We start from the raw sequence: 26,404 nt of genomic DNA, 5'->3' as shown, positions 1-26,404 counted from the left end.
GAACATTCCCTTGAAGTATTAAAAAAAGCGCTTTCAATTAAATTGATAGCACTTTTCTGATTTTATGTATATACGCAATTGCACCAGTTTACAGGCTAAATTCTAAAACTAGATTGGCCGTGTGACTCGGTCTTCGGTCTTCTGACTTCCGGCCCAATAATCAAAAGAAAATTGGCTATAGGCATCATTACGGATATTCATATCTGTTTTACTCTTTATCGTAGAATTTCCAGTCATTCCCAAAATCCCTGTCCAGATCTTGATCTATTAGTATCGCCCTCACCAAGGCCACAGGAATGCTGTTTTCCTGCATTATGCGGTCATGAAACTCCTTCTCCTCCATTTTTCCGCTGTCCACCAATTCCTTTTTAAGGTGGTAAAACTGCAAACCGCCGGTCATATAGGCAATTTGATACAGAGGCCCATATCGTCCCTCAAAGGACCTTCTTACCTCCGCCTCGGCATTGGCTCGCTCATGGCCCACCCTATCTACCAAGAAGTCAATGCTTTCCTGTGGAGTCATTTTTTCCATGTGATAATTAAGGGAGAAAATGATACGGGCGCTGCGATGCATTCTCCAAAACATCATCCCCACCCTGTCCTCGGCATTTCTAGGAAAGTCCTTGTCCCAAAGATTAAACTCCCAGTACAGGGCCCAGCCTTCCGTCCAAAATGGCGTGTAAAACATCCTTCTATGGGTTTGGAAGCGTTGATTCATAAACTGCTGAAGGTGATGCCCAGGAATGAGCTCGTGATGAACCACAGCTCTTGAAAAATGGGGATTGTTGCCTCTGAGGCTCATCATTTTCTCCTCATGAGTCATCTCATCAGTTGGGTAAGCAATCTGAATCACCTCACCGCCAAGGAAAAAGGGCGCAAACCGCTGCTCTGCCGGACTCATCATCCGCATCCTCCAAGTCTCCTTAGCCAACTCCGGCACGGTGATCAGGTTTTTCCCTTCGATAAACTCCACCGCTTCCTCTGCCATCCTATTGATTTCTTCTGGCCACTCCCCTATTGGAAAATACGTTCCTTTGACATGCTCCAAGGCGGCTTTCCAGTCATTGCCAAAACCAAGTTCTTCGGAGGCTTTTAGCATCTGCTCCTCGCTCCATGCAAATTCTTTCTCAGCAATTTCCACAAGTTCTTCCGGTGTATACGGAATAAACTCATGCTTCAAACTCTCCATAATAGCGTCCCTTCCGATTGGCCGGCCACTGATGCCACTTCCGTCATCTTTTACCGAGCTGGTGCTGTAATAGTCTTTTATAAATTCACTATAATCCTTCAGGCTTTCCTTCAGTTTTCCATACGGTTTTGCCACCCACCAGCTAAATTCCGCATCATAACCATCATAAAAACCATAGGCCTCCTCCAGATTTTTTTGCAACTCCTCTACCATTCTGGAGGCTTTCTCAGCAAGCTGCCACCTTTCCATTTTTTCATCAGAATCAGTTAGCCTCTCCATTTGAATTTTCACCTCTCCGCTTAATTCCTGAAAAGTCTTAGCTACTTCTTGTGGGTCGGGCCGATTGCCTCTTCTTCTATCTTTAATGAATATTCTTAAGGGCTCTGCAAATTCCCCAAACCCTTTCACCTTATCAAAGTCCCCCTTTTCTAAACCCAATTGATACAGTTCCTTGTCCAATTGGTTTTTTAACAAAATATAATCCACCTGCTGGCTGGAGGAAAGGGATTCAAAATCCACCTTGTTCAACTTTGTTTGGTAGTCTTGGTAAAGTTGTTGAAATCGGTCATAGTACTCCTCTGACTCTCTCAAAGTATATTTTCTGCCCAAAGCAGATTTATCAGCCTGAAGCTGCCAAATAAGAGCTGGTATATCTCCTGCTAAGGATTGGAAAGTAATAAAAAGTGCAATTAACGAAAGGGTAAAATTTCTAAACATATAAAACATGGTTAATCTGATGGCCTAAAATGCAAAAACAGAGGCATTTCTCAAAGGAATATTATATTGTCACCAATTTTATTAATTTTATCTAAAAGCATTCAACCATGAAATATCAACTCTTTTTTACTTTTTTAATGTTACTCAACACCCAATTTTCATTCTCCCAAAGCGCCAATCCAGTTCGGATGGCAGTGGCAGGACTTGCCCATGGCCATTCTCATTGGATATTTAATGATCTGGGTGAAGAGACCGTCTTGACGGGGATCTATGAACCAAACGAAAGCTTGAAAAATCAATTCAAGGATCAATACAATTTGGATGATAGCCTATTTCATAATTCTCTGGAAGAATTGTTGCAAAATACCAACGCTGAAGGTGTCTTGGCTTTTGGACCAATTTCCGACCACTTGGAGGTAGTAAAAGCAGCCGCACCCCGAGGCATCCATGTAATGGTCGAAAAGCCTTTGGCTCTAGATATTGAGCAGGCAAAAGAAATGGCAGATTTGGCAGTTAAACACAATATCCATGTGCTGACCAACTACGAGACCTCTTGGTATCCTAGCACACAGGAAACAGCTAATAGGCTTGAGAAACATAAAGATCAGTTTGGACCTATCCGTAAGTCCGTTTTCCACCATGGCCACAAAGGTCCAATAGAGATAGGCGTAGGTAAGGAGTTCTTGGACTGGCTCACCGATCCGAAGCAAAGTGGTGGGGGAGCACTCATGGACTTCGGTTGCTATGGCGCTAATATCATGACCATGCTAATGAATGGCGAAAGACCTGAATCCGTTACTGCAGTAACTCAAAGCTTCAAACCTGACATCTACAAAGAAGTCGAAGACGAGGCCACCATCATTTTGACCTACCCATCTTCTCAAGCCATAATCCAGGCATCTTGGAACTGGCCAATTGACCGAAAGGACATGGAAATTTATGCTGAAAAAGGTCAAATTATCACCCCTAACCGAGATGAGATGATTATCAGAAAGGGTTCAAAGAAAGAAAGCATTAAATTGAAAGAAGAAAATGAAAATCCTTTTACCTTTTTCGCCAAAGTCATCCGTGAAGACAGAAGTATCCAACCATTCAGTCTATATAGCTTAGAAAACAATCTCATTGTTATGGAAATATTAACAGCCGCAAGGGAGTCTGCTGCAAATGGTAAAACTATCCAAATGAAGTAACCCTTCAAATAACAAAGTTAAAATTATTATCATCTGCATTTTTGGATATTCAAAATGCATTTAGTAACTTCCAAGCAGAATTAATCAATTGACCTTCAGCCTTCCTTTCTAATTTTTTGAAAAAGGACCGGTCATTTTTCTAGCAACGCTTATTTTTAAATTGTTTTTTTATGAAAAGGATTCTTGTTACCGGTGGTTCCGGATTTTTGGGCTCTCACCTTTGCGAAAAATTACTTGCCGAAGGAAATGAGGTTTTATGCGTGGATAACCTCTTCACAGGCAGAAAATCAAACATTCAACACCTATTGCAAAAGGATAACTTTGAGTTCCATAGGCATGACATCACCTTCCCTCTTTACGTGGAAGTAGATGAAATCTACAACCTAGCTTGTCCAGCCAGCCCAATTCATTATCAGTTTGATCCTGTTCAGACCATCAAAACAAGCGTAATGGGCAGCATAAATATGTTAGGATTGGCCAAAAGGCTCAAAGTTAAAATCCTTCAAGCAAGCACCTCTGAAATATATGGAGACCCTGAAATTCACCCGCAGCCTGAAACCTACCGGGGTTGTGTGAATACTACTGGGATACGGGCTTGCTATGATGAGGGTAAAAGATGTGCAGAAACCTTATTTTTCGACTATCACAGGCAACATCAAGTAGCCATCAAGGTCATGCGGATTTTCAACACTTATGGCCCCAGGATGCATCCCAATGATGGCCGAGTGGTCAGTAATTTCATTGTGCAAGCTTTAAGAGGCAAGGATATAACCATATTCGGCACAGGACAGCAGACTAGAAGCTTTTGCTATGTAGATGACTTGATTGACGGTATGTATAGGATGATGAATTCGCGAGATGATTTTCAGGGACCGGTTAATATTGGGAATCCATGTGAGTTCACCATGCTGGAACTGGCCGAAATGATCATTGACTTGACCGGTAGCAGCAGTAAACTGGTATTCCTTCCACTCCCTCAAGATGACCCTATGCAGCGCAAGCCACAAATCGATATGGCCAAAAGAGAACTTGGTTGGGAGCCCAAAGTCAAATTGGCCGATGGTTTGAAGAAGACCATTAACTATTTTGAAAAAACTTTAACCAAGCCAGACGTAGCATTAACTGTTTAGACTATTGTGAAAACTGATAAGATTACTATTCTTTATAACCCAAAGAAAATTACACTTTTATACAGCCTTTATCCTTTTTGGATGGCAAGATTTGCTGAGGGATTACATTTTACCACAGACCTTGACTGGGTCAAAAACAAGGACACAAACGAGTTGCTTCTGATAGTAGGGTGGTTTTGGGGGCAAGATAAAGACGGCACCCAACTCCACCTAATTCAAAATCTTTCATCAAAATATCGCCGCCTCGCGTATTTTGACGATAGTGACGGTTCCGAATCCAGCTTTTTGGACATACTTCCGTATGTGGATCTCTTTTATAAAAAACAGCTATTCAAGGATCGGAGCCTGTATTCCAAAAACTTCTACGGAAGAAGAATATTTTCAGATTTCTATCACCAGAATTTCGGGATTGAGGAAAATCCCAGCCCCCCGCCTTTACCCAAACCTCAAAATGAATCCGATTTAGCCAAATTGAGAGTTGCATGGAATATTGCTATGGGGCAATACCCAAACTGCAAAGTAAAGGAAAAGTTGGCTGGAAAACTTCATGCCTGGATAGGCCAGACAGGCATGGGCCTCTTGCTGGATAAACCTAACCCAAATAGATCTTTACCCAATCCAACTTTGGCAAAATGTCAAGCACGATTTGATGCAAAATGCTATAGGGATACTGTTGGTTATCAAAGGGAACATTTTCAGAAATTGATTGAAAACCACCCATCCTTCCTTACAGGAAGGATACCTTTAAAGCAATACAACAAAGAATTAAGCCAGGTGCAGGCCATTCTGAGCCCCTTTGGTTGGGGAGAAATCTGTTTTCGGGACATCGAGGCCATTCTAAATGGGTCGGTCCTAATCAAGCCTGACATGGGGCACCTGGAAACTTGGCCCAATATCTATGAGGCAAACCAAACTTATGAAAGTGTCTCTTGGGACGGCACGGATCTGCTCGATAAAACTGAAAAGCTCTTGGAGGATACAGAAAAGATGAATGAATTGAGAACGAATGCCTTTAACAAGTTAAAGGAAGCATACGGGACACTGGACATACGAGTAAAAGGAGTCCTAGCGGAAATCAGAGGCATTTCCCTGAAAACAAAAAAAGTGGCTTCCATGAAGTAATTACTATCGTCAAACCTTAGTCGAAAAATCATTTTGGCAACATATACCGAATCAAATCGGTAGTAGTTACTATTCCAAATAGATCTCCATCTTCCACTACAGGGAGGGCATGAAATTCCTCAGTCAAGAATATTCTAGCAACTTCCTCTATAGGCTGATTCTTGCTTACCACTCTTGGCTTGGCCGACATAACTTGAGGAACAGAAAGCATTTCTAGAATAGTATCATCCGCATCCTCTTGATTATCCCATAAAGCGCCAAAGGTCAACCTATTAATGTCTGTTCGACTGAGGATCCCCACAATTTTAGGGCCGTTCACCACAGGAAGATGCCTAACCTTATGCTTTCTCAACAATACCATTGCTTCCTTCAAAGTGGACATTTCATCCAAAGTCACAACCTGGGAGGTCATAATGCTAGAAACCGGCGCTCTTAAGTCCATAACCATATTGATTTTAAGCCTATCACAAAGATACGCAATTATTCCACCGAAAAACTGAGCTAAGTCAGCAGTTTTTATGATTATACCAGCCTAACATCTTAACTATCAATTCCATCGACAGATTTACCTAATTCAAAGATTAATTATTAAACTGACTTAAAAAGTTTATTTTTTTGAATATTCATTTGGCCTTTTAGCTTCCAGGTGACTCTCATATAATTCCGACTTTTAAACAAAGCTCATTATGAAAAGAATTTTGGTAAGCGGGGGTTCCGGTTTTTTGGGATCCCACCTATGCGAAAAACTGTTGAAAGAGGGCAATGAGGTGTTGTGCGTAGACAACCTTTTTACCGGCCGTAAGGACAACATCCACCATTTACTGGAAAATAAGAATTTTGAATTCTTAAGACATGATATCACATTCCCACTTTATGTGGAAGTAGATGAAATATACAATCTAGCCTGCCCTGCGAGCCCTATTCATTATCAATTTGACCCTGTTCAAACCATCAAAACAAGTGTCCTGGGCGCCATCAACATGCTGGGATTGGCTAAAAGGTTAAAGGTCAAAATTCTTCAGGCCAGTACATCTGAGGTCTATGGTGACCCCGAGATCCATCCCCAACCTGAAAACTATAAAGGATGCGTCAACACCATAGGCATTCGTGCCTGTTACGATGAAGGAAAAAGATGTGCAGAAACCCTGTTCTTTGATTACCACAGACAGCACAAGGTCAAAATCAAAGTAATGCGGATCTTCAACACCTACGGCCCACGCATGCACCCCAATGACGGCAGGGTAGTGAGCAATTTCATCATCCAGGCCCTCAAAGGGGAAGACATTACCATTTTTGGCACCGGACAGCAAACTAGAAGCTTTTGCTACGTGGATGTCTATTACGGCGATGATGGGCCAGTGATTACGGAGCATGCCGGGCCAGTGATTACGGGAATAACTGGGCCACTTTCCATGTGCAATTATGGGATTATATTTTAATTGTCCAACTTCTTTCTACTTCTCATAGATTCCCCTTCCAGTTCTATCCTGTGGGAGGAGTATACCAGCCTGTCAAGAACGGCATCTGCAATGCTGTCATCTCCGATGGTAGCATGCCACTGGGCCACCGGGATCTGTGAGGCTATGATGGTAGAGCTTTTCCCATACCTGTCCTCCATAACGTCCATCAGGGCATGCCTGGCTTGGGTGTCCATGGGTGCCAGTCCAAAATCATCCAGGATCAATACCGCGGTTTTTTCCAGCTTTTTAAGTAGGTTATGGTAGGTGCCCTCCAGCTTTGCAAGCCGGACCGTGTCAAAAAATCTCGAGGTATTGTAATAAAGTGTTTTGTACCTGAACTGGCATGCCTTTACGCCGAGGCACTGGGCTAGGTGACTTTTTCCGCAACCTGTGGCACCGGTAAGTATGATGTTTTCCCTGTTGCGGATGAAGCCAAGCCCTAGCAGCCTTTCAAACACCGACCTGTCGAGATTACGTGAGGCATGGTAATCGATGTCAGTGGCGGCGGAAGCCTGCTTGAAACCGGCCTGGCGGATTAGGTTGTCAATCGTCCTGTTTTGCCTTTGTTCCCATTCGCTGTCGACCAACAAGGTCAACAGCTCATCGGCAGAAAATTCTTTGTAAAGGTTTTCGGTGAGCCGTTTGTGGTAAAGTTCGGCCATGGCCCCCATGCGCATCTGTTTCAATTTTTCGATTGTGTTGTATTCGTTCATAGTTTATATGGATTGGTTTTTAATGTAGATGGGTTGAAGCCGCTCAACTGAAAAGCCCCCTGATGTTTTTGTGTTCAGGTGTCACTCGGTCCTCCGGAAAGGGGATCTCCTCCATATCCATTTTGTTCTGCAACACCCTTTCAAGGGTATGGTAAGAGGCTTTTTCGAATCCCAGAGCCCTTTTACAGGCCCTTTCCAGGCGCTCCGGTTCGTAGCTTTTCAAAAAGGCAAGGATCCCCTGGGCCTGCTTGTAGCCAATTTCGGGATAGTCATACTGCCCGATCAGCCTGCCGATGTACTCTTGGGTGTGGGGACCGACCTTTTGGGCTCTCCGGTGAAAAAATTCGGGGCTCCATTCATTGAAGTATTGGTGGCTGCTGGGCATATGGTCGCCCACTGTGATGTAGTGACCTGCTTTGAAGCTCCTTTTGTGGAAGGCTATCCTTTCCTGCCTGTGGAAGATCTCCACTATGTCCTGATTGTACTGTACTTCCACGGCCAGCCCGATATAGCGGTGGGGACAGCTGTAATAGTTCTTGTCCTCTCCCATGAAGACGTGGGAGGTTTTCTGGACTGTGGCTTTTTTATAGTTCCTGATACTATAAATACCACTTGGCAGGGGCTGAAGGAACTCTTTTTCAATATCGATGAACTGGCTCCTCCTGCTGCCCTGTCCGTGGCTCAACAGATAATCGTTGAACTCCACCAATTTGTCGGCAATGGCATCGTTGAGCTCGGCCAGGCTGAAAAAGGTGTGGTTGCTCAGGGGGTAGTATATCCGTTGATAGACAATGGTTACCGTCCGCTCGACAAGGGCCTTGTCCTGTGGGCTGTAAGGGCGTGTGGGGTCAAGTGCACAGCCATAATGTTGTCCAAAATCGGCAAAAGTCTTGTTGAGTATGGGGGCATATTTTGAACTTTTGCTTACGGCAGACTTAAGGTTGTCCGGCACCACCGCATAGGGGACGCCTCCTATCCATCCGAGGCAATGGACTAGGCAGCTGATAAAATCTTCACGGTTCTGGCTGGCCACGGCCTTGACGTAGGTATATTGGCTACAGGGCATGATCCCCAAAAAAACCTCAACATCGATCTGTTCGCCGGTATGCCTGTCCACATAAAAGAGTTTCTTGCCGCAAAAGTCCACAAAAAGCTTTTCTCCGGCCCTGTGGGTCAGCTTTCCGCTAACATGGTGGCGTTTGCTCCATTGCCGGTAATGCCAGGTAAACTGGCTGTATTTATAGCCTTCCGGATGTTTTGCAATATATGCCTTCCAAAGTGCCTGCAGGGTGCACCCGGGCTTTTTCATCTCTTTCTGGAAGTGTGGGAACTGTCCGGAAAGCTGTTCGTACCGTTCCTTTTCCGTCTGGCTGTTTTGGGTGAAAAGTTCCTCAAGATCCTTTCCCTCAAGAGTCAGGAGCTCCCCGTACCCCAAGCCGAGTTCCTTGAACCGCTTGATGTACTCGTCTACGGTTTTCCGGTTGACACCCAAAAGGGCGGCCACCTTTCGGTTGCTCAAGCCTTTTTGCTTAAATGCTATCAAACTTCTTAATTCCATGATGTTTATTCTTTGTCCTGCCATGTAGATTGTTTTTAAAAACTACAAGGCTAATAATTATCATGGAAAGTGGCCCAATGACCTCCGGAATTCGAATGGGTTGCCGTAATTAAATGGCCCAATGACCTCCGGAAACAACGCCTGATTTTTGGCCCGTTGATTCCCGGAATGGCTGGCCCAGTATCAGCGTAAACTATGGCCCAGTGACCTCCGTTTTAGACACGTGGACGACAACATTGAAGGTATGTATAGATTGATGAACTCCAGAGATGGTTTTACAGGACCTGTGAACATCGGAAACCCATGTGAATTTACTATGCTTGACCTGGCCGAAAAAATCATCGACCTAACGGGCAGCAGCAGTAAACTCCGGTTTATGGCTTTGCCCCAAGATGACCCCTTGCAAAGAAAACCTTGTATTGAACTTGCCAAAAGAGAATTAGACTGGGAACCGCATGTAGGTATTGATGATGGCCTAACAAAAACGATAAGGTATTTTGAAAACATACTCAACTACGATAAGCAGGTATTTGAAAGAGCTTAAAGTTTATGGTTTAAAGTTTAACTGCCAATTAACGATCTTGGTTTAGAAGGTTATATCCCGGCGCTGACGCTCGGCGGGAGGTTTAGAGGGTTAGAGATGAAGGTAGGTGAATTCTTCATAATAACGATTGAGTTTCTCAGAATGGAGGATATAGAATTGATCCATAATAAAAAAAGTAAGCATGGGTGAAAAATAAAAAAGGCCTCCTTAAAAAGGAGGCCTTCGTGATCCCGCTGGGGCTCGAACCCAGGACCCTCCCGACTTTGCAAGTCGGGATGCTCTACCAGCTGAGCCGAATTGATTTTTCCCCTCACTATCAGCCTTATTTCTGGATAAGTGATTCAATATAGATTCTTGATTTTTTCCATTTGACAGTCAGTTCTCTCTATTTTTGCTTCTCGCAAATCAGAATAGGACTCCGTGTAAACAACTTTCCAAGGAACCCCTGTGGATGTATATTTGGAATGACCAATATTGTGTTCGTACAGCCTTCTTTCAAGGTCAATACAGGCTCCAACATAATAACGATTGAGTTTCTCCGAATGGAGGATATAGAAATGCGCCATAATAAAAAAAAAATTAAGCATGAATAAAAAATAAAAAAGACCTCCTTAAAAAGGAGGCCTTCGTGATCCCGCTGGGGCTCGAACCCAGGACCCTCCCGACTTTGCAAGTCGGGATGCTCTACCAGCTGAGCCGAATTGATTTTTCCCCTCACTATCAGTTCTATTTCTGGATTAGTGATTCAATATAGATTCTTGACTTTTTCCGCTTGACAGACAGTTCTCTCTTTTTTGCTTCTCGCAAATCAGGATAGGACTCCGTGTAAACAACTTTCCAAGGAACCCCTGTGGATGTATATTTGGAATGACCAATATTGTGTTCGTACAGCCTTCTTTCAAGGTCAATACAGGCTCCAACATAATAACGATTGAGTTTCTCCGAATGGAGGATATAGAAATGCGCCATAATAAAAAAAAAATTAAGCATGAATAAAAAATAAATAAGACCTCCTTAAAAAGGAGGCCTTCGTGATCCCGCTGGGGCTCGAAACCAGGACCCTCCCGACTTTGCAAGTCGGGATGCTCTACCAGCTGAGCCGAATTGATTTTTCCCCTCACTATCAGTTCTATTTCTGGATTAGTGATTCAATATAGATTCTTGACTTTTTCCGCTTGACAGACAGTTCTCTCTTTTTTGCTTCTCGCAAATCAGGATAGGACTCCGTGTAAACAACTTTCCAAGGAACCCCTGTGGATGTATATTTGGAATGACCAATATTGTGTTCGTACAGCCTTCTTTCAAGATCAATACAGGCTCCAACATAATAACGATTGAGTTTCTCCGAATGGAGGATATAGAAATGCGCCATAATAAAAAAAAAAATTAAGTATGGATAAAAAGTAAATAAGGCCTCCTTAAAAAGGAGGCCTTCGTGATCCCGCTGGGGCTCGAACCCAGGACCCATACATTAAAAGTGTATTGCTCTACCAGCTGAGCTACGGAATCGGTAATTATTTTTTCGACATCCTTATGACGTCAGACCTCAAGATTTTTCCAGATTGAGCTCGAAACCAGGACCCTCCCGACTTTGCAAGTCGGGATGCTCTACCAGCTGAGCTACGGAATCGGTAATCTTAATAAATAATTCTTCGTACTTCGTCCATCCGACTTCGTACTTCCCAATGTGATCCCGTCAGGACTCGAACCTGAAACCTACTGCTTAGAAGGCAGTTGCTCTATCCAGTTGAGCTACGGGACCAATCTTCATTAAATTCTATAACTCGAACCTGAAACCTTCCCGACTTTGCAAGTCGGGATGCTCTATCCAGTTGAGCTACGGAACCTAACCTAATTAAAATTTCCATCTTGCCGTGGGCAAGCTTATTTTCTGGACCCTTACCTGACTTTACACCCAGCAAGCTTCAGAAAAGGAAATTTTGTCGGGGTGGCAGGATTCGAACCTACGACCTCCTCGTCCCAAACGAGGCGCGATACCGGGCTACGCTACACCCCGAACAATCAATCTCCATACTTCGTACTTCTAACTTCGTACCTCGTACTTCAACCTGTGATCCCGCTGGGGCTCGAACCCAGGACCCATACATTAAAAGTGTATTGCTCTACCAGCTGAGCTACGGAATCAGTATTATCAATATTTCTATTTCGATATCCTTTCGACATCGCACATTATTATCTCCCGCTGATGCTCGAACCTAGGACCCTCCCGACCAAAAGTCGGGATGCTCTACCAGCTGAGCTACGGAATCAGTATTATCAATATTTCTATTTCGATATCCTTTCGACATCGAACATTATCATCTCCCGCTGACGCTCAAACCTAGGACCCTCCCGACCAAAAGTCGGGATGCTCTACCAGCTGAGCTACGGAATCAGTATTATCAATATTTCTATTTCGATATCCTTTCGACATCGCACATTATCATCTCCCGCTGATGCTCAAACCTAGGACCCTCCCGACCAAAAGTCGGGATGCTCTACCAGCTGAGCTACGGAATCAGTATTATCAATATTTCTATTTCGATATCCTTTCGACATCGAACATTATCATCTCCCGCTGACGCTCAAACCTAGGACCCTCCCGACCAAAAGTCGGGATTCTCTACCAGCTGAGCTACGGAATCAGTATTATCAATATTTCTATTTCGATATCCTTTCGACATCGCACATTATCATCTCCCGCTGATGCTCAAACCTAGGACCCTCCCGACCAAAAGTCGGCATGCTCTACCAGCTGAGCTACGGAATCAGTATTAAATCATTTTATGCCTTTAAAGCCCTTACAGCTTTAAATTTTTACGATTTGAGACTTGCTTTTTGCTATATCTTTGTCGTAATTGGACTGCAAATTTAAGCGGACTATTTTAAAATGCCAAACTTACAGCGAATCTTTCTTGCAATATTATTAATATTTTTGACGACCATATCACAAAGTATTAATTGTCAAGCCAATACAAACAATCAAAATTTAGCAGATTCTTTGTTTAATACTCAAAATTACAAAGAAGCTCTTGCAGTCTACGAAAATCTGTACTTTGAGCAGCAAACCTACTCTCCTGCCATGCTACTCAAAATGGCTTTCATCACCGAAGGTATGGGCGACTACCCAAAGACTACTCTATACCTCAGCAAATATTATGAACACAACCCTAACCAGCGTGTCACTACTAAAATCCGCAACCTCACGGAGCAGCCTTATCTTATCGGCTATCAGGTATCAGATCAAGAACAGTTCTTCAAAATCCTGATAGACAACCGCATAGAAATCACCGCTCTTCTCACCATTTGCTTGGCCATTTTTCTGGTTTTATTTGTCCGAAACCGAGATAAAGCATCTAAACCGGCCTTCTTCATTCCTAGTTTTGTTTTGATAGTGATGATTTTTTTGAGCAATAACTATCTAAAGCCGCCCAATAGGGCTATCATTACCGGCAGTCCTACCCTGATCATGGACCAACCAACCGCGGGAGGCAACCTGATCAGCAAAGTAGATGTCGGTCACCGCATCCAAATTAATTCCACAAAAGACACATGGTTTGAAATCACGTGGGAAGACCGCAAAGCTTATGTTAAAAAACAGAACGTCACCAAGCTTTAAAAGTCTAAGGGATCTAAATATTTGAAATGCCCATTCATTCGGATTTTCTCCTTAGCGTGTTGCAGATCCTTCATCACAGGTATCATCTTTTTGAAATGCAGGATCAAATATTCCTGCCTTTCAGACTCCTTTTGCATCAACAACAGTTCAAACTCCTCCTCCAGCTTTAGTCCAACCACATGGGCAAAGGTGAAGGAAGTCACCTGAAACTTGCTGATATCTGCATCGTATTGCAGCAGCCTCAACATTTCTTTAAGGTAAAACAAAAACTGCTGATAGATGACCTCTGAAACGTGCGGATCGTTTTCTAGATATGCTATCTCCCCACCAGGATATAGTTTGCCTTCCTGGGGATTCTCAAATCTCAAAATCTCAAATGGCTGGATTGCTTTTGTCTTTATATCCATCCGCCCATCTTCATAAGTCTGAACAATCTGCACCAATTCGACCTCAGTACCAAATGTGGTCAGTTCTTTTAAATAAACCCCTACTCCAAAATTACTACCCGTCTCCTTGCAGTCATTTATCAGCTGTTTATATCTAGGCTCAAAGATGTGAAGACTGAGATCCTCTCCTGGGAAAGCAACAAGTTTTAAGGGGAATAATGGCAGATATGCGTCCATAGTCAATAAACTCTACTTTCCGGAATTAGTTGTAAATTACTGAACAGTATCATTAACCGCTAGTTGGAACTCTATGAAAAAACTATTCTTATTTTGCGCAGCACTTTTATTTGCTGGGGCTCTGAAAGCACAAGACAGGGATCTTGAAAGACTTGAAAACTCCCCACGACACCACGAGTGGATCAATATGGATCAGGACGGCAGAAATGTCCGCGGATTCCTAGTTTTCCCCGAAAAAGCTGAAAATGCTAAAACCCTCATTGTCATACATGAAAACAGAGGTCTCACCGATTGGGTAAGGGCCATGGCCGACCAATTGGCAGAAATGGGCTACATTGCCCTGGCTCCGGACCTATTGTCCGATTTCGATAACTCAAAAAAATCCACCCGTGATTTTGCCAATCAGGATGACGCCAGAGAGGGCATCTATGCCCTGGACAACCAACAAGTCATGAAAGACCTAGACTCTGCATTTGAATATCTTCAAACAGTGGATGGAGGCAGCGGAGAGGTATCAGTGATAGGATTCTGTTGGGGTGGGTCCCAAACTTACAATTATGCCACGCATCAACCAAACATCAGCGAGGCATTAGTCTTCTACGGCACAGGACCTAAAGACCCCGAGCAAATCGCCAAAATCAATGCCCCAGTATATGGATTTTATGGGGAAAATGACCAAAGAGTTAACGCCACTATTGAAACCTCTGAAGAGATGATGAAGGAAAAAGGCAAGTCCTTTGAATATGAAATCTATGATGAAGCCGGACACGCCTACATGAGAAGCGGTGAAGGACCTGATGCCAGTGAGGGAAACAGGTTGGCGAGAGAAGAATCTTTAGAAAGAATAAAAGCAATTCTAAATTAATACAAAAAAAGAGGATGATTAAGTATCATCCTCTTCTTCTTCAACTTCTACTAATGTCATAATCTCCCCAGGGGACATATACAATTCTCTGATCTTGTTCCTATAATCTTCAGGAAGGCGGTCGTTGCTTAATATAAAGTTTTTGGTATCTACCAGGTAGTTACCTAACCCACTTGCAATGGCATGACTATCCGCGGTGATTTCCGCTTTCGTCACAAAGTTATTAGAAGTAACATACCTAGCGCCAAAGATGATCATCCCCACACGGCTACGGTCAAGGTAATCCATCACATGACCAAGCTCATGGCCAATCCAACCAAGAAGAACGTTGTCCGGCACCTCTTCTATAGGAAGCCATTCATCATCCAACTCAAGCTGTCTACTGATTTTTACTCTGTATTTCCTGTTAGCCTTGCTGTTAAAAAGCAAAGACCCAAATTTAGGTTGGGCCTGCATCACCGAGCCACGGATATTGTCAAGTAGCTCAAAATGAATTTCCACATCCTCAAGTTCCGGGTAATGTGATAAGGCCCTCAGGGTAACTTCTCTTATCTCTTCGGGAATTACTTTATTCTCTGCCAGTTTCTCTAGGTCTTCAGTATCTGATTTATTTATTTCTACGGTGTCTGATTTTGACATGGGAGTAGCCTCTACAGCTTCCATGACTGGGGTTTCGTATAGCATAAAACTGATAACGGATAAGAAAGGTATAAATGTATAAACAACGCCTGCGATCCAATTCATACTTAAAACAACGGGCACCTATATGCAAAAGTTCGGGCCATCAATTATTTAGGTTCTTATCACCAAATATTAGTACACTACCCCAAACGGAGATTTTTCAAATATTCCGCATTTTTCATTGCACTTTCCATGGGTGTACTGTTGTCATATCTTTCCTGTTCTGCAAAGAAATACTCTAACCCATTATCCTTTCCAACTCTCAAAATAGAAGAAAAATCAATCGATCCTTCCCCAATAATTGTTGAGGCATTAGCCTCATCTGCAGGTGCGTCAATCATCCTGTCCTTTATATGACATAGCTTAAACCTGTCAGGATACTTCTCAAAATATGCTTTTGGATCCTTACCGGGTGTTTTAACCCAATAAATATCCATTTCGAAATCAACAAGCTCTGGATCCGTGTTTTCCAGCAGGTAATCCTGAGGCATCTGACCTTCAAGCTCCTCAAAGGTATAACCGTGATTATGGTAAGCAAACCTTACCCCTTCCTCTTTGCAGACTTTGCCTACCCTGTTAAACTCATCAGCAAGGCGCTTAAATTCCTCCATGCTTTCTTGAGGACCTACCCACGGACAGATGAGATACTTCATGCCAATCTCACTAGCTTGACTGGCTTGCTGTTCCAGGTTTTCAAATACATTCGCATGGGAAGCCACAAATTCCAACCCATTGTCTTCGACTACCTGTTTGAATTCCGTGTTTTTCATCCCCCAGAATATGCCCTTGCCTCCATCATACCCTTCCAGATAATGGTACCCATAGGTAGATAGCTTGGAAATGGTCTCCTTTACATCTTTAGCCATTTCATCCCTGACTGAATAAAGCTGTATCCCAAACTTCTCCAAACTTGCTTCTGCGGCGTTACCGCCTCCAATTACCTTATCTGGCTTTCCACAAAACTGTAAGGGCAAAAATGCCCCTGCAGCCATCAGTGAACTCAATCGTATAAAATCTCGACGGTTGCTCATCTATCGTTTGATTTAAAGTGCAAATGCTCTATCCCCCTTTTTGTAATCCATGCAGCCGTCATACTTTCCTGGCGTCTCCACATACCTCAAGGCTTGGGTGGCACCTATCTCAGAGGTAAAATACCCCAACACAGTAAGGTCTTTAAGCATACTTATATATTTCGGACCATTTTCACTGTCACCACTCCTCAATTCCTCGTTTAAGGAATTGAGATAATTGAGCCTTTGCTCGTGAGAAGCATCCATAAAGGCCACACCTATTTCAGATTTGAAATTTTTCTTGAGGGAATTCAACCCATTGACAAATGTCTCTTGTTGTTCTTGGTTGTAGGTTTCTTTTACCATCACCACCATGAAGGAACCCACTCCAGCCTCTTTTGCACCAGGGGTATCGGTGGTTGGAATGATAGTTTCACCAATTTCATCCATGTAAGCAATATCCTCCTCGGAAAACTCCAACCCTTCAATCCTATCTTCGGGAGCACAACCCGTCAGGATGACATTGGCTCCGATCATGGTGCCTCCCATCATCAAAACCATGCTCTTCAATGCTTCTCTTCTATTTATAGCCATTTTTATCTGGTTTTAAAGGTTTCTTCTATTCAATTCCTTTACAGCAAAATCCACTGCTCTGGCTGTTAGAGCCATATAAGTCAACGAGGGATTCTGAGCCGCTGCCGAGGTCATACAGGCCCCATCGGTTACGAATACATTCTTAGCATCCCAAACCTGATTATTACCATTGAGAACCGAGGTCTTAGGATCACGGCCCATCCTGGCGGTTCCCATTTCATGGATACCCTGTCCGAAAGTGTAGCCTGCATCGTAGGTGTTGACATTTCTAAGTCCGGCTGCCTCAAGCATTTCGGCGGCATCGTCCATCATGTCCTTTCGCATCTTGAGCTCATTTTCTTTGATCTCAGCATCCATCTCCAACACTTCCATACCCCACTTATCCTTAGTATCCTTGCTAAGCTTGATAGTGTTTTCATGATATGGAAGAATCTCCCCAAATGCCGTAATTCCCATACTCCATGGCCCCGGTTCGCTGAGGGCTTCTTTTAACGGCGCCCCGAAATTAAGTTCGGCGATCTCTCTACTCCAGCCGCTTCTGCTTGCCGCACCCTGGTAGCCAAAGCCTCTCAGGTAATCACGCTTATCACCATCGATGTTCTGGAATCTAGGAATATAAATCCCATTTGGCCTACGGCCAAAATAATACTTATCATCATATCCATCCACCATTCCGTTGGCTCCAGCCCGGAAATGATGATCCATCACATTATGGCCCAATTCACCGGAACTGCTGCCCAATCCACCTTCCCACACATCGGTGGCGCTTCTCATTAGAATTGCAGTTGAGTTAAAAGCTGAGGCGCATAAGAATATAATTTTGGCATTATACTCAATCGTTTCATTGGTTTCGGCGTCCAACACCTCCACACCAGTAGCCTTTTGGGCATCCTTGTCGTACAATACCCTCGTGACAATAGACCATGGCCTCAAGGTAAGGTTACCCGTCTTCATGGCTGCAGGCAATGTAGAAGACTGCGTACTAAAATACGCTCCAAACGGACAGCCCAACCAACATTTGTTTCGGTATTGGCAATTGGTACGGCCCTCCAATGGTTGGGTTATATTAGCTACCCTACCCATGGTAATCACTCTTTTTCCTTCAAAGTGGTTTTTCACTCGCTCAGCAACATCCTTCTCTACACAATTCATCTCCATTGCTGGCTGAAAATCCCCGTCAGGCAACTGGGCGAGCCCATCGCGGCTTCCGGAGATACCAGCAAATTTTTCCACATATGAATACCAAGGCGCAAGGTCCTTATATCGAATAGGCCAATCCACAGCTATTCCCTCTTTCAGATTTGCCTCAAAATCTATGTCACCGATCCTGTAACTCTGACGGCCCCAAAGCAAGGATCTTCCACCCACTTGGTAGCCCCGAAACCAATTGAAAGGCTTTTTCTCAACATAAGGAGACTCGGATTCCTGAGCCCACCAGTCTACATTCAGCTCGTTCAGCACATAATCCCTTCTTAGGACAGGGTGGTTTTCGATCATCTCTATTGACCTACGCCCTCTATAATTGGTCTCCCAAGGAGCCTGCGTCGCGGTCTTATAATCCTTTACATGTTCTACATTCTGGCCTCTTTCCAGCATCAACACCTTCAGACCCTTTTCTGTCAATTCCTTTGCGGCCCAACCTCCACTGATTCCGGACCCGACGACGATTGCATCGTACTCTTGATTTGCCATATATTTTGAAAATCTTTTAACTTATTATTAAACGTCACATATTTGGATAGCTTCCCGCAGGGATTCCACCCTATCTTTCCGGGTGATGATAAATTCTTGGGCTACATAGCCTTCAAATCCCGTTTCCACTATCGCTTTCATAATGGCAGGATAATAAAGTTCCTGCGTTTCATTGATTTCATTTCTTCCCGGGTTTCCAGCCGTATGGTAGTGGCCAAAGTATTGGTGGTTATCCCGTATGGTTCTGATCACATCGCCTTCATTGATCTGCATGTGGTAGATATCATACAATAGCTTGAAGTGCTCAGAATCCAACCGCTTTGCTAACTCTACTCCCCACGGGGAATTGTCAGCCATATAATCGGGGTGATCTACCTTGCTGTTAAGCAACTCTAGCTGAAGTACCACACCATGCTTTTCGGCCAAAGGCAAAAGGCGCTGAAGCCCCTCCACAGCATTATTCAACCCCTCTTCTTCATCCATTCCATCCCTATTTCCGGAAAAGCAAATCAGATTTTGATATCCAGCTTTGGACACAAGTGGAATAATTTCCTCATAGTTTTTCCAGAGCTGGGCATGATACTCCTTGTTGTTAAAGCCGTGTACCAGGTTAATTTCGGCGCCGTTACACATGGAGCTGACCACTCCATACTCCTGTAAGACCGGCCAATCCGCTGGACCCACCAGATCAATAGCATTGAAGCCGAGCCCCTTAACCACTTTACACAATTCCGGCATGGACAGATCATTGAATACCCACCTGCAAACTGAGTGGTTTATTTTCCCCTTTATATCATTGTTCTTTTCAGCAAATACACCCGTTACCGGCAAAGCTCCAAACAGAGCCGTACCTGCTAATTTTTTGAGGGCTGTTCTTCTGGAATCCATCAGGCTACTTTTTCCATGACTTCCTCCTTTGCCACTCCTTCCTCCTTGAAAAGCACTAAGAACAATAAGGTTACTACCGCTGCGATACCTGATGGGATAAGCCAGATGGTCTGCCAATCCTTGGTCTGGTCGGCATTGACGAAATGGTCGGTCACCAAACCGGCAACCCAGAACCCGATCAGCATACCGACACCATAGGTAGCAAGCGTGATCATTCCCTGGGCAGCACTTTTATAGCGCTCCCCAGCCTTGGAATCCGTGTAAATCTGTCCGGAAACAAAGAAAAAGTCATAACATATGCCATGAAGGGCTATCCCCAACAAAAGCATGTACATACCCGATCCGGCATCTCCAAACGCAAACAGGGCATATCGGGCTACCCAAGCCAGCATCCCCACTAGAAGCGTTTTTTTGATACCATACTTAGTAAAGAAGACTGGAAGTAAAAGCATAAACAATACTTCAGATACCTGTCCAATTGTCATTTTTCCCGTAGGATTGGGCATACCTACATCAATTAGGAAAGGACTGGCATTCTGATAGTAAAACGCCAAGGGAATACATATCAAGATAGATGAAATAAAGAATATCAGAAAATTACGGTTTTTTAACAGGCGCAAAGCATCCAAACCCAATACGTCGGAAACACTTAGCTTCTCCCCTTTAGGGATCTTAGGAGGAGTTTTTGGGAGAGTAAAACTATACACACCCAAAACAGCCGAAGCTATACCAGAAAGCATGAAAGTATTTCTTAATAGCCCTTCCTGAAGACCGGCAGTGCTATCCCAGCCGAAGTAACTGATCAGTACGCCTGCCACAATCCACCCGATGGTTCCCCATACCCGGATCACAGCAAATTCCTTGGCAGGATCGGTCATCTGGTTGAAAGACACCGAATTGACCAAAGCCAAAGTAGGCATATAGGCCACCATGTAGGCAAATATGTAGGGGTAAAATTCAGCAAAATTATCTGAGCGGAACATCATAAACATCAATGCAGCTCCAAAAAGGTGCAATACACCCAGGATCCTTTCAGCATTGAAGTATTTGTCAGCAATCAGACCAATAATAAAAGGTGCAATTATGGCCCCGAAAGATTGAGTAGAAAAGGCCGCGGCAGTCTGCGTACCAGTGGCTTGAAGGTTTTGGGGCAAAAATGCCCCCAAGGTCACAAACCATCCTCCCCAGATAAAAAACTCCAGGAACATCATGAAGGATAACCGAGCTTTGGTTTCGATTTTCATAAATAATAAAAGGTTATAATAGGCTGTATTAATCGGAAGACCCAATTAATTTTTAACATTAATCACTTAAATTAGTAAATCCAAATGAAAAAGTAATTAAGCCAATCTGGAATAAATATCCTTTACCACTCATATAATTAACGGTGGCACAACAATTTAATGAATTTGGCACAACCAAAGAAGAGTTAATCAAAACTTTTTCATCTGAATTTTTGACCAAACAAAGATCTCATTATATGATAATCCGCAATAATTACCGCTAAATCACATCGGACACCGGACATCCGACATCAAACATATTTTCCATCAAACCACAATAAAGCAAACCTATGAGTAAAAGAAAATTAAAAATGGGCATGATCGGGGGAGGACCCGGAAGTTTCATCGGAGCCATCCACCGCATAGCTGCCAACCTGGACGGACAGATCGAACTTGTTGCGGGCGCCTTCAGCAGTGACCCTTCCAAAAGTAAGCAGGCCGGAGAAGAACTTTTCCTTTCCCCTAACCGCGTCTACCGTTCCTATGACGAAATGTTTGAAAAAGAAAAAGCTCTGCCCGAAGGTGAGCGAATAGATTTTGTCAGCATTGTCACCCCCAACCATGTGCACTTTGACCCAGCCATGAAGGCTTTGGATAATGGTTTTCACTTGGTCCTTGATAAGCCCATGACTTTAACCTTAGACGAAGCCAAGCTACTTCATGCTAAAATAAACGAAACTGGAAAGCTATTTTGCCTTACCCATACCTACACCGGCTACCCTATGGTCAAGCAGGCCAAGCAGCTTATTGCCAAAGGTGAACTTGGGAAAATTAGACAGGTTTACGTAGAGTACCCGCAAGGTTGGCTCAGCGAAATGCTGGAAAGCGAAGACAACAAGCAGGCCTCTTGGCGGACCGACCCAGCCAAAAGCGGGAAGGCCGGAGCCATGGGCGATATAGGTACCCACGCCTTCAACCTTGCCGAATATATCACTGGCCTCAAAATCACCAAGCTTTGCGCTGACATCAACATACAAGTAGAAGGGCGCCAGCTAGATGACGATGGCAACGTGCTGCTCAAGTTTGACAACGGCGCCTCCGGAGTATTGATTGCTACCCAAACAGCCACAGGAGCTGAAAACAATATCAATATCCGGGTTTTTGGAGAAAAGGGAGGTTTGGAATGGCAGCAAGAGGATGCCAACAGCCTCATCATCCGCAACCATAACCAGCCCGACCATATTTTGAGGGCAGGTTCACCGTATCTGGATGATTTTGCACAAGCCAACACCCGAACTCCCGCCGGACACCCAGAGGGCTACCTAGAGGCCTTCGCAAACCTTTACCGCAATTTTGCCCGCAACCTGCAGGCCCAATTGAGCGGACAGCAAGTAGAAAAGGCTTGGAAAGATTTTCCGGGAGCTGATGACGGGCTGAGAGGCATGGCATTTGTTCATCATGTAATAGAAAGTGGTAAATCTAACCAGAAGTGGACTGATTTTACCGTTTAAAAAACCATAATCCACTGGATATCCCCTCGGTTATGGATTATTATTTTATATCCTTAAATTGTATCAAATCGATCATCGGACATCCGACATCGGACATCAGACATCGGTCATCCGACATCCGACATCGATCATCATCAACCTTTTAACCTAGAAACATGAAACTAGTCAAACCTTTTACCCTCGGAGTGGTAGCGATGACTGCCCTATTGTACGCCTGTGGAGACGGTGGTGGGGACAGCGCGAGAAAAGAAACCACTTCCTCCATTCCCCAAAATGAACCTAAAAAAGAAGCAAGTTTTGAGGACCAACATGGAGATAATCCAGACTATGTACAAGGCCTTGCCTTGATAAAGGACTCTGATTGCCCAAGCTGTCATATGGCCGAGCGTAAAATCGTCGGGCCTTCCTATGCAGAGGTAGCTTCCAAATATGAAAACACAGAAGAAAATGTTGACCTATTAGCCTCCAGAGTAATAAAAGGCTCTGTTGGGGAGTGGGGGGATGTTCCCATGCCTTCCCACCCAGGACTCTCTGAAGAGGATGCCCAGCAAATGGTCAAATATGTATTATTACTAAGAAGATAAATCATGAAAAAAACATTATTATGCCTCACCTTGGCAGGTGCGTTGACCGCATGTGACACGGATGAACGCAACACGGAAACGACAGAAACAACAACGACAACCGAAACCAACGACATGGATCAACAGTCAGAGTGGATAAGCCTTTTCGATGGACAAACGCTTAACGGCTGGTCCAATTATGGCAAAAACACTATTGGAGAAGCCTGGAAAGTTGAAGATGGTGTACTTTTCTTTGACTCCTCAGAAGAAAATGGTGGAGACATTGTGACCGATGAAACCTTTGACAACTTCCATCTGGAACTGGAATGGAAGATTTCCGAAAACGGCAACAGTGGAGTTATATTCTATGTGCAGGAATCTGAAGAATATCAATACCCTTGGCAGACAGGTCCAGAAATGCAGATTCTCGATAACGATGGCCACCCTGATGCCAAAATCAGAACCCACCGTGCCGGAGACCTTTATGACTTAATCGAGTCAAGCGAGGAAGCTGCCAACCCAGTCGGAGAATGGAACAAAGCTGAAATCAGAGCCAACAACGGTAAACTTGATTTCTACTTAAACGGAGTCAACACCGTATCCACCACCATGTGGGATGAGCAGTGGGATGAGATGGTTGCCAACAGCAAGTTCAAAGATATGCCTGGATTTGGCCGCTATCAAGAAGGCAAAATTGCCCTCCAAGATCATGACGATGATGTATGGTTTAGAAATATCAGGATAAAAAGACTGTAAATTTATAGCTTATAAAACTGCGGTCTTGTTTAGAGTTTAAGGGGCTTCGCATATGGGGGCCCCTTCTTCACCTCATACTTAATACAAAAAAAATCCCTCGGGATATTGACAAGCCACTCCTTAAATAGAGTTTGAAAAAATATTATTACCCCTCCTCAATCACATCCTCTTCAAGTAAGGGAATCTGCTGGAGTTTTAAAACCTTATAATCATCACAATCCTTAACTCCAATATAATAGCCTGACTCTCCTAACAATTTTACAAATGAATGTTGTTCAAATAAATATTCCTTAACCTTAACACTATCGCCATATGTTACTAGGAATGGTGAAAACGCCTTCTCTCCACGATCACGTAATTTACTCAAAACCAATAATCTCCCATTTTTAGAATAGAAATCTAAATACTTGTCCGGAAACATATTGTTCTTTTGACTTTTAGACAATCGATACCAATCCTCAATTGTTGAGACTCCTTTATTGATTTCTCCTTTGTATCTTATATTTGAAACTGGTAGACAATAATGTAATTCTACCGTATCATCAATATTTATTTTGAAGGGATAATTCAATTCTGGATGAATAGCTATTATGCCAGATGAATCGGATATATTTAGCTGAATGTATTTGGAATCTATTTCAAGTTTAACATCAGAAGCTAGTATTATTGAAGCATCCGAAAGGTTTATTTCAAATAAAATAAAACGATTTATATATTTACCTGGATTATAAACTTGAATATATATCTTGTTTTCTTTAAAATATTTCAAATAATGCAATCCCTCAAATCCATAATCTGGCTTAATAACTTTTATTATTTCACCATTTAGATCAGTAACTAAGATATCACCTGGATTTTGACCTATAAAATACACTTTATCTTCCCATATATAAAAAGATGAAAAATAATTTCCTTCATAAAATTTCACAGTACCATCAGGATTAATAGGAGTAGGCCATATCTCGCTAACTGAAAAAACCTCTTCGTTCGAATTTAAAACATACAAATTATGATGATTAGTTAATACAAAAAAATTATCATTATAAAAATCAATATCTATTACCTCCTCATTTTGGGCTAAAACTTTGAACACCACTTCTACATCTCCATATTTAATACCCTTTTTTGATTCGCAATTAACTAGAAATAACGCTAAGGCAATAAATATACTAATTACTCTCATTAATATACCCTTCAATAATAAATGGAGAAACAACTTCAATTACTGGATGATCACAAAAATAAATTCTAGGGAGAGAGTGTAAAATTTTAAGTTCAAAGGACAAATCACCCGAGTCATAATAAACATTAGAAGAATCAAGATTCACCATTAAATTAGCTTTCTTCCTTTCTTTAGAAATTATTACTACATTAAATCCTTTATCTTGAAACTTTCTAACAGAACTAGCAAACTCATTAAAACATGCAGAACAATTATCTGGATTTATTATAAGTGTAGGCTTATCAAGGCTAAAACCAACCGTACGAGAATAAATATCTATAGGAAAACTGGTGTTTTCGCATGAAAAAAACAAATTTATCAATAAAAACACCCCCAATACTCTCATTTTGCAAATTCAAATATATCAAAAATTAATTTATCTTCATCTTGTGATGCAAACATATGATTATTTTTTGGCAAATACACTCCTTTTTTACCTACAAATACTCTATACATATTATAAATACCACCATTAAATAAAACTTCTTTCATCACATTAAACTCCTTATCTAGAATAATTATAGAAAAATCTCTAACAGCATCGATATCTTTAGGATTAATGGAATTCGTATACTTTCCAGGTAATTGAACAGTTCTATAATAAAGTTGACGATATTTATCATAATAAATACCGTAATATTTTAAATTAGTCAAGGTGTACTCCATCTTTTGTTCTCTGGTAGGAATGGAGGCTAAGGGTTTAATCTCATTTGATTTAAAAATACTTTTTACAACTTTTCTGGATTTTTCACCATTCTTAATATTAACAATATCCAAAGTATCTGAGAGATTCCAAGAGTAAATCCTTTCTTTCTCATTAAAAACCCTAGAAACTTGCAGATGATTTGAAACCCAAATTTGATCATGATAAAATGAAGGAAACCCGCTTTCGCTAATAAAAATAAAATCATTTTCTAAAACCCTATAGGTAACTTCAAATAAAAATTCATCATTAATATTTGAAGGATTTGACATATCAAATAAAGGATATCGAATTAGATGTAGCTCACCTCCCCTATATTCTGATTTTTGAGCACCAAAAGAAATATGATTGATTATCGATTTTTCAAAATCTATTTCTTCTTTTGGATTATATCTATGGATAAGCTGGCCATTATCATCTATTAGTATCATCCCCCTTACTTTTAAAGATGGAATTACAAAGATTGAATCCTCATTTACGACACTTATTCCCTGAACCAATTTAATCATGTGAGGTTCTTCATTAGGATAAGATATGGTCTTAATTAATTCACCACTACTAAGACTAAACTTATCTATACCAGATTTAAACTGATTAAAATGATACAAATAATCTTCATCTCCTGAATCTAAATATTCAATCAATCTAAATTCATTTGAAGTAGAATCATCTAAATTAAAAGATATTGAATCAATTTTATATTGATTATAATCATAAAGAGAGCTTTTCTCATTCTGACTACACGAAAAAAGAAGATAAATAGCAAGAAGAATAACAGATAAATAAATTTTCATAATATGTTAAAACTTAGCCGAGATACTCGGCCAAGTT

General features: G+C 42.3%; 26 protein-coding genes, 6 tRNA genes and 1 pseudogene. 10 read left to right on the top strand and 23 right to left on the bottom strand.

Annotated elements, in window-relative coordinates:
- Positions 1-208: 208 nt before the first annotated feature.
- The gene (locus FPL27_RS03435; RefSeq protein ID WP_143959755.1) at positions 209-1,906 is read right to left on the bottom strand and encodes a DUF885 family protein; all 1,698 of its coding nucleotides are present in this window, start codon (positions 1,904-1,906) and stop codon (positions 209-211) included.
- Between the two features lie 107 nt (positions 1,907-2,013).
- Here FPL27_RS03435 and FPL27_RS03430 point away from each other — a divergent pair, with 107 nt between their 5' ends.
- The 3 genes from FPL27_RS03430 to FPL27_RS03420 all read left to right on the top strand — a co-directional run bounded on the left by FPL27_RS03430 (position 2,014) and on the right by FPL27_RS03420 (position 5,348).
- Positions 2,014-3,096, top strand: a complete 1,083-nt coding sequence (locus FPL27_RS03430; RefSeq protein ID WP_143959754.1) for a Gfo/Idh/MocA family protein — start codon at positions 2,014-2,016, stop codon at positions 3,094-3,096.
- A gap of 170 nt (positions 3,097-3,266) precedes the next feature.
- Positions 3,267-4,226, top strand: coding sequence for a UDP-glucuronic acid decarboxylase family protein (locus FPL27_RS03425; RefSeq protein WP_143959753.1), 960 nt, complete (start codon positions 3,267-3,269; stop codon positions 4,224-4,226).
- Positions 4,227-4,307: 81 nt separating this feature from the next.
- Positions 4,308-5,348, top strand: a complete 1,041-nt coding sequence (locus FPL27_RS03420) for a hypothetical protein (RefSeq protein ID WP_143959752.1) — start codon at positions 4,308-4,310, stop codon at positions 5,346-5,348.
- Positions 5,349-5,376: 28 nt separating this feature from the next.
- Here the strand turns inward: FPL27_RS03420 and FPL27_RS03415 are convergent, their stop codons facing one another.
- A complete protein-coding gene (locus FPL27_RS03415; RefSeq protein ID WP_143959751.1) occupies positions 5,377-5,790 on the bottom strand; it encodes a CBS domain-containing protein in 414 nt (137 codons plus the stop codon).
- Between the two features lie 244 nt (positions 5,791-6,034).
- Between FPL27_RS03415 and FPL27_RS03410 the strand changes: the two are divergent.
- Positions 6,035-6,775 (top strand): annotated as a pseudogene (locus FPL27_RS03410) (NAD-dependent epimerase/dehydratase family protein); the annotation flags it as partial.
- An 8-nt stretch (positions 6,776-6,783) separates the two neighbouring features.
- Here FPL27_RS03410 and istB read toward each other — a convergent pair.
- Both istB and istA read right to left on the bottom strand, forming a co-directional pair.
- Positions 6,784-7,521, bottom strand: a complete 738-nt coding sequence (gene istB, locus FPL27_RS03405) for an IS21-like element helper ATPase IstB (protein WP_143959262.1) — start codon at positions 7,519-7,521, stop codon at positions 6,784-6,786.
- Positions 7,522-7,564: 43 nt separating this feature from the next.
- Entirely contained in the window at positions 7,565-9,103 is a 1,539-nt protein-coding gene (gene istA / locus FPL27_RS03400; RefSeq protein WP_143959261.1) for an IS21 family transposase, read from the bottom strand.
- Between the two features lie 220 nt (positions 9,104-9,323).
- Between istA and FPL27_RS03395 the strand changes: the two genes are divergently transcribed.
- Positions 9,324-9,623 (top strand): Rossmann-fold NAD(P)-binding domain-containing protein, encoded by a 300-nt coding sequence (locus FPL27_RS03395; RefSeq protein ID WP_317129423.1) that lies wholly within the window; start codon positions 9,324-9,326, stop codon positions 9,621-9,623.
- A 228-nt stretch (positions 9,624-9,851) separates the two neighbouring features.
- On the opposite strand, the gene FPL27_RS03390 is transcribed toward FPL27_RS03395, so the two are convergent.
- The 9 genes from FPL27_RS03390 to FPL27_RS03350 all read right to left on the bottom strand — a co-directional run bounded on the left by FPL27_RS03390 (position 9,852) and on the right by FPL27_RS03350 (position 11,768).
- Positions 9,852-9,917, bottom strand: a tRNA-OTHER gene (locus tag FPL27_RS03390).
- A 47-nt stretch (positions 9,918-9,964) separates the two neighbouring features.
- Complete coding sequence (locus FPL27_RS03385) at positions 9,965-10,189, bottom strand: GIY-YIG nuclease family protein (protein WP_235893358.1); 225 nt, start codon at positions 10,187-10,189, stop codon at positions 9,965-9,967.
- Between the two features lie 66 nt (positions 10,190-10,255).
- Positions 10,256-10,321 (bottom strand) — tRNA-OTHER (locus tag FPL27_RS03380).
- 28 nt (positions 10,322-10,349) lie between these two features.
- A complete protein-coding gene (locus FPL27_RS03375) occupies positions 10,350-10,592 on the bottom strand; it encodes a GIY-YIG nuclease family protein (protein WP_143959750.1) in 243 nt (80 codons plus the stop codon).
- Between the two features lie 160 nt (positions 10,593-10,752).
- Positions 10,753-10,995, bottom strand: coding sequence for a GIY-YIG nuclease family protein (locus FPL27_RS03370; RefSeq protein WP_143959750.1), 243 nt, complete (start codon positions 10,993-10,995; stop codon positions 10,753-10,755).
- Positions 10,996-11,059: 64 nt separating this feature from the next.
- A tRNA-Lys gene (locus FPL27_RS03365) sits at positions 11,060-11,132 on the bottom strand.
- A 179-nt stretch (positions 11,133-11,311) separates the two neighbouring features.
- Positions 11,312-11,385: transfer RNA gene (locus FPL27_RS03360), tRNA-Arg, on the bottom strand.
- Between the two features lie 181 nt (positions 11,386-11,566).
- A tRNA-Pro gene (locus tag FPL27_RS03355) sits at positions 11,567-11,640 on the bottom strand.
- Positions 11,641-11,695: 55 nt separating this feature from the next.
- A tRNA-Lys gene (locus tag FPL27_RS03350) sits at positions 11,696-11,768 on the bottom strand.
- A gap of 856 nt (positions 11,769-12,624) precedes the next feature.
- Here FPL27_RS03350 and FPL27_RS03340 point away from each other — a divergent pair.
- Positions 12,625-13,242, top strand: a complete 618-nt coding sequence (locus tag FPL27_RS03340; RefSeq protein WP_235893357.1) for a tetratricopeptide repeat protein — start codon at positions 12,625-12,627, stop codon at positions 13,240-13,242.
- On the opposite strand, the gene FPL27_RS03335 is transcribed toward FPL27_RS03340, so the two are convergent.
- The gene (locus FPL27_RS03335) at positions 13,239-13,865 is read right to left on the bottom strand and encodes an LON peptidase substrate-binding domain-containing protein (protein WP_143959748.1); all 627 of its coding nucleotides are present in this window, start codon (positions 13,863-13,865) and stop codon (positions 13,239-13,241) included. The two genes, FPL27_RS03340 and FPL27_RS03335, sit on opposite strands and share 4 nt — an antisense overlap.
- A gap of 73 nt (positions 13,866-13,938) precedes the next feature.
- Between FPL27_RS03335 and FPL27_RS03330 the strand changes: the two genes are divergently transcribed.
- Positions 13,939-14,730 (top strand): dienelactone hydrolase family protein, encoded by a 792-nt coding sequence (locus tag FPL27_RS03330; protein WP_221936578.1) that lies wholly within the window; start codon positions 13,939-13,941, stop codon positions 14,728-14,730.
- An 18-nt stretch (positions 14,731-14,748) separates the two neighbouring features.
- On the opposite strand, the gene FPL27_RS03325 is transcribed toward FPL27_RS03330, so the two are convergent.
- The 6 genes from FPL27_RS03325 to FPL27_RS03300 form a co-directional block, all read right to left on the bottom strand.
- Positions 14,749-15,474 (bottom strand): hypothetical protein, encoded by a 726-nt coding sequence (locus tag FPL27_RS03325; protein WP_143959747.1) that lies wholly within the window; start codon positions 15,472-15,474, stop codon positions 14,749-14,751.
- Between the two features lie 77 nt (positions 15,475-15,551).
- Entirely contained in the window at positions 15,552-16,442 is an 891-nt protein-coding gene (locus tag FPL27_RS03320; protein ID WP_143959746.1) for a sugar phosphate isomerase/epimerase family protein, read from the bottom strand.
- A 12-nt stretch (positions 16,443-16,454) separates the two neighbouring features.
- Positions 16,455-17,015, bottom strand: a complete 561-nt coding sequence (locus tag FPL27_RS03315) for a gluconate 2-dehydrogenase subunit 3 family protein (RefSeq protein WP_143959745.1) — start codon at positions 17,013-17,015, stop codon at positions 16,455-16,457.
- A 12-nt stretch (positions 17,016-17,027) separates the two neighbouring features.
- Positions 17,028-18,707 (bottom strand): GMC oxidoreductase, encoded by a 1,680-nt coding sequence (locus tag FPL27_RS03310; RefSeq protein ID WP_143959744.1) that lies wholly within the window; start codon positions 18,705-18,707, stop codon positions 17,028-17,030.
- A gap of 27 nt (positions 18,708-18,734) precedes the next feature.
- Positions 18,735-19,595: a hydroxypyruvate isomerase family protein gene (locus tag FPL27_RS03305; RefSeq protein ID WP_185974287.1), complete on the bottom strand. Its 861-nt coding sequence runs from the start codon at positions 19,593-19,595 to the stop codon at positions 18,735-18,737.
- Entirely contained in the window at positions 19,595-20,839 is a 1,245-nt protein-coding gene (locus tag FPL27_RS03300; protein WP_143959743.1) for a nucleoside permease, read from the bottom strand. Before FPL27_RS03300 ends, FPL27_RS03305 begins: the two co-directional genes overlap by 1 nt.
- Positions 20,840-21,168: 329 nt before the next feature.
- Between FPL27_RS03300 and FPL27_RS03295 the strand changes: the two genes are divergently transcribed.
- From FPL27_RS03295 to FPL27_RS03285, 3 genes are all read left to right on the top strand, one after another.
- Positions 21,169-22,329, top strand: coding sequence for a Gfo/Idh/MocA family protein (locus FPL27_RS03295; protein ID WP_143959742.1), 1,161 nt, complete (start codon positions 21,169-21,171; stop codon positions 22,327-22,329).
- A 155-nt stretch (positions 22,330-22,484) separates the two neighbouring features.
- Entirely contained in the window at positions 22,485-22,913 is a 429-nt protein-coding gene (locus FPL27_RS03290; protein WP_143959741.1) for a c-type cytochrome, read from the top strand.
- Positions 22,914-22,916: 3 nt separating this feature from the next.
- Entirely contained in the window at positions 22,917-23,648 is a 732-nt protein-coding gene (locus tag FPL27_RS03285; protein ID WP_143959740.1) for a 3-keto-disaccharide hydrolase, read from the top strand.
- A 145-nt stretch (positions 23,649-23,793) separates the two neighbouring features.
- Here FPL27_RS03285 and FPL27_RS03280 read toward each other — a convergent pair whose 3' ends face one another.
- Genes FPL27_RS03280 through FPL27_RS03270 form a run of 3 tightly spaced genes read right to left on the bottom strand, consistent with a single transcriptional unit; the run spans position 23,794 to position 26,367 of the window.
- Complete coding sequence (locus FPL27_RS03280) at positions 23,794-24,831, bottom strand: hypothetical protein (RefSeq protein WP_143959739.1); 1,038 nt, start codon at positions 24,829-24,831, stop codon at positions 23,794-23,796.
- Entirely contained in the window at positions 24,818-25,216 is a 399-nt protein-coding gene (locus FPL27_RS03275; protein WP_143959738.1) for a hypothetical protein, read from the bottom strand. The genes FPL27_RS03280 and FPL27_RS03275 overlap by 14 nt, the downstream gene beginning before the upstream one ends.
- Positions 25,213-26,367: a DUF4221 family protein gene (locus tag FPL27_RS03270; protein WP_143959737.1), complete on the bottom strand. Its 1,155-nt coding sequence runs from the start codon at positions 26,365-26,367 to the stop codon at positions 25,213-25,215. The genes FPL27_RS03275 and FPL27_RS03270 overlap by 4 nt, the downstream gene beginning before the upstream one ends.
- Positions 26,368-26,404: the final 37 nt, after the last annotated feature.

It is taken from the genome of Litoribacter populi (assembly GCF_007483685.1).
Lineage (GTDB): Bacteria > Bacteroidota > Bacteroidia > Cytophagales > Cyclobacteriaceae > Litoribacter > Litoribacter populi.
The sequence above is the reverse complement of the archived record's forward strand: the minus strand, read 5'-3'. Positions and strand labels throughout refer to the sequence as shown.

What these genes read in the sequence shown, in the direction of transcription:
- FPL27_RS03435 (WP_143959755.1), bottom strand. Translation starts at nt 1,906, where the DNA reads ATGTTTAGAAATTTTACCCTTTCGTTAATTGCACTTTTTATTACTTTC.
- FPL27_RS03430 (WP_143959754.1), top strand. Translation starts at nt 2,014, where the DNA reads ATGAAATATCAACTCTTTTTTACTTTTTTAATGTTACTCAACACCCAA.
- FPL27_RS03425 (WP_143959753.1), top strand. Translation starts at nt 3,267, where the DNA reads ATGAAAAGGATTCTTGTTACCGGTGGTTCCGGATTTTTGGGCTCTCAC.
- FPL27_RS03420 (WP_143959752.1), top strand. Translation starts at nt 4,308, where the DNA reads ATGGCAAGATTTGCTGAGGGATTACATTTTACCACAGACCTTGACTGG.
- FPL27_RS03415 (WP_143959751.1), bottom strand. Translation starts at nt 5,790, where the DNA reads ATGGACTTAAGAGCGCCGGTTTCTAGCATTATGACCTCCCAGGTTGTG.
- istB (WP_143959262.1), bottom strand. Translation starts at nt 7,521, where the DNA reads ATGAACGAATACAACACAATCGAAAAATTGAAACAGATGCGCATGGGG.
- istA (WP_143959261.1), bottom strand. Translation starts at nt 9,103, where the DNA reads ATGGCAGGACAAAGAATAAACATCATGGAATTAAGAAGTTTGATAGCA.
- FPL27_RS03395 (WP_317129423.1), top strand. Translation starts at nt 9,324, where the DNA reads ATGTATAGATTGATGAACTCCAGAGATGGTTTTACAGGACCTGTGAAC.
- FPL27_RS03385 (WP_235893358.1), bottom strand. Translation starts at nt 10,189, where the DNA reads ATGGCGCATTTCTATATCCTCCATTCGGAGAAACTCAATCGTTATTAT.
- FPL27_RS03375 (WP_143959750.1), bottom strand. Translation starts at nt 10,592, where the DNA reads ATGGCGCATTTCTATATCCTCCATTCGGAGAAACTCAATCGTTATTAT.
- FPL27_RS03370 (WP_143959750.1), bottom strand. Translation starts at nt 10,995, where the DNA reads ATGGCGCATTTCTATATCCTCCATTCGGAGAAACTCAATCGTTATTAT.
- FPL27_RS03335 (WP_143959748.1), bottom strand. Translation starts at nt 13,865, where the DNA reads ATGGACGCATATCTGCCATTATTCCCCTTAAAACTTGTTGCTTTCCCA.
- FPL27_RS03330 (WP_221936578.1), top strand. Translation starts at nt 13,939, where the DNA reads ATGAAAAAACTATTCTTATTTTGCGCAGCACTTTTATTTGCTGGGGCT.
- FPL27_RS03325 (WP_143959747.1), bottom strand. Translation starts at nt 15,474, where the DNA reads ATGAATTGGATCGCAGGCGTTGTTTATACATTTATACCTTTCTTATCC.
- FPL27_RS03320 (WP_143959746.1), bottom strand. Translation starts at nt 16,442, where the DNA reads ATGAGCAACCGTCGAGATTTTATACGATTGAGTTCACTGATGGCTGCA.
- FPL27_RS03315 (WP_143959745.1), bottom strand. Translation starts at nt 17,015, where the DNA reads ATGGCTATAAATAGAAGAGAAGCATTGAAGAGCATGGTTTTGATGATG.
- FPL27_RS03310 (WP_143959744.1), bottom strand. Translation starts at nt 18,707, where the DNA reads ATGGCAAATCAAGAGTACGATGCAATCGTCGTCGGGTCCGGAATCAGT.
- FPL27_RS03305 (WP_185974287.1), bottom strand. Translation starts at nt 19,595, where the DNA reads ATGGATTCCAGAAGAACAGCCCTCAAAAAATTAGCAGGTACGGCTCTG.
- FPL27_RS03300 (WP_143959743.1), bottom strand. Translation starts at nt 20,839, where the DNA reads ATGAAAATCGAAACCAAAGCTCGGTTATCCTTCATGATGTTCCTGGAG.
- FPL27_RS03295 (WP_143959742.1), top strand. Translation starts at nt 21,169, where the DNA reads ATGAGTAAAAGAAAATTAAAAATGGGCATGATCGGGGGAGGACCCGGA.
- FPL27_RS03290 (WP_143959741.1), top strand. Translation starts at nt 22,485, where the DNA reads ATGAAACTAGTCAAACCTTTTACCCTCGGAGTGGTAGCGATGACTGCC.
- FPL27_RS03285 (WP_143959740.1), top strand. Translation starts at nt 22,917, where the DNA reads ATGAAAAAAACATTATTATGCCTCACCTTGGCAGGTGCGTTGACCGCA.
- FPL27_RS03280 (WP_143959739.1), bottom strand. Translation starts at nt 24,831, where the DNA reads ATGAGAGTAATTAGTATATTTATTGCCTTAGCGTTATTTCTAGTTAAT.
- FPL27_RS03275 (WP_143959738.1), bottom strand. Translation starts at nt 25,216, where the DNA reads ATGAGAGTATTGGGGGTGTTTTTATTGATAAATTTGTTTTTTTCATGC.
- FPL27_RS03270 (WP_143959737.1), bottom strand. Translation starts at nt 26,367, where the DNA reads ATGAAAATTTATTTATCTGTTATTCTTCTTGCTATTTATCTTCTTTTT.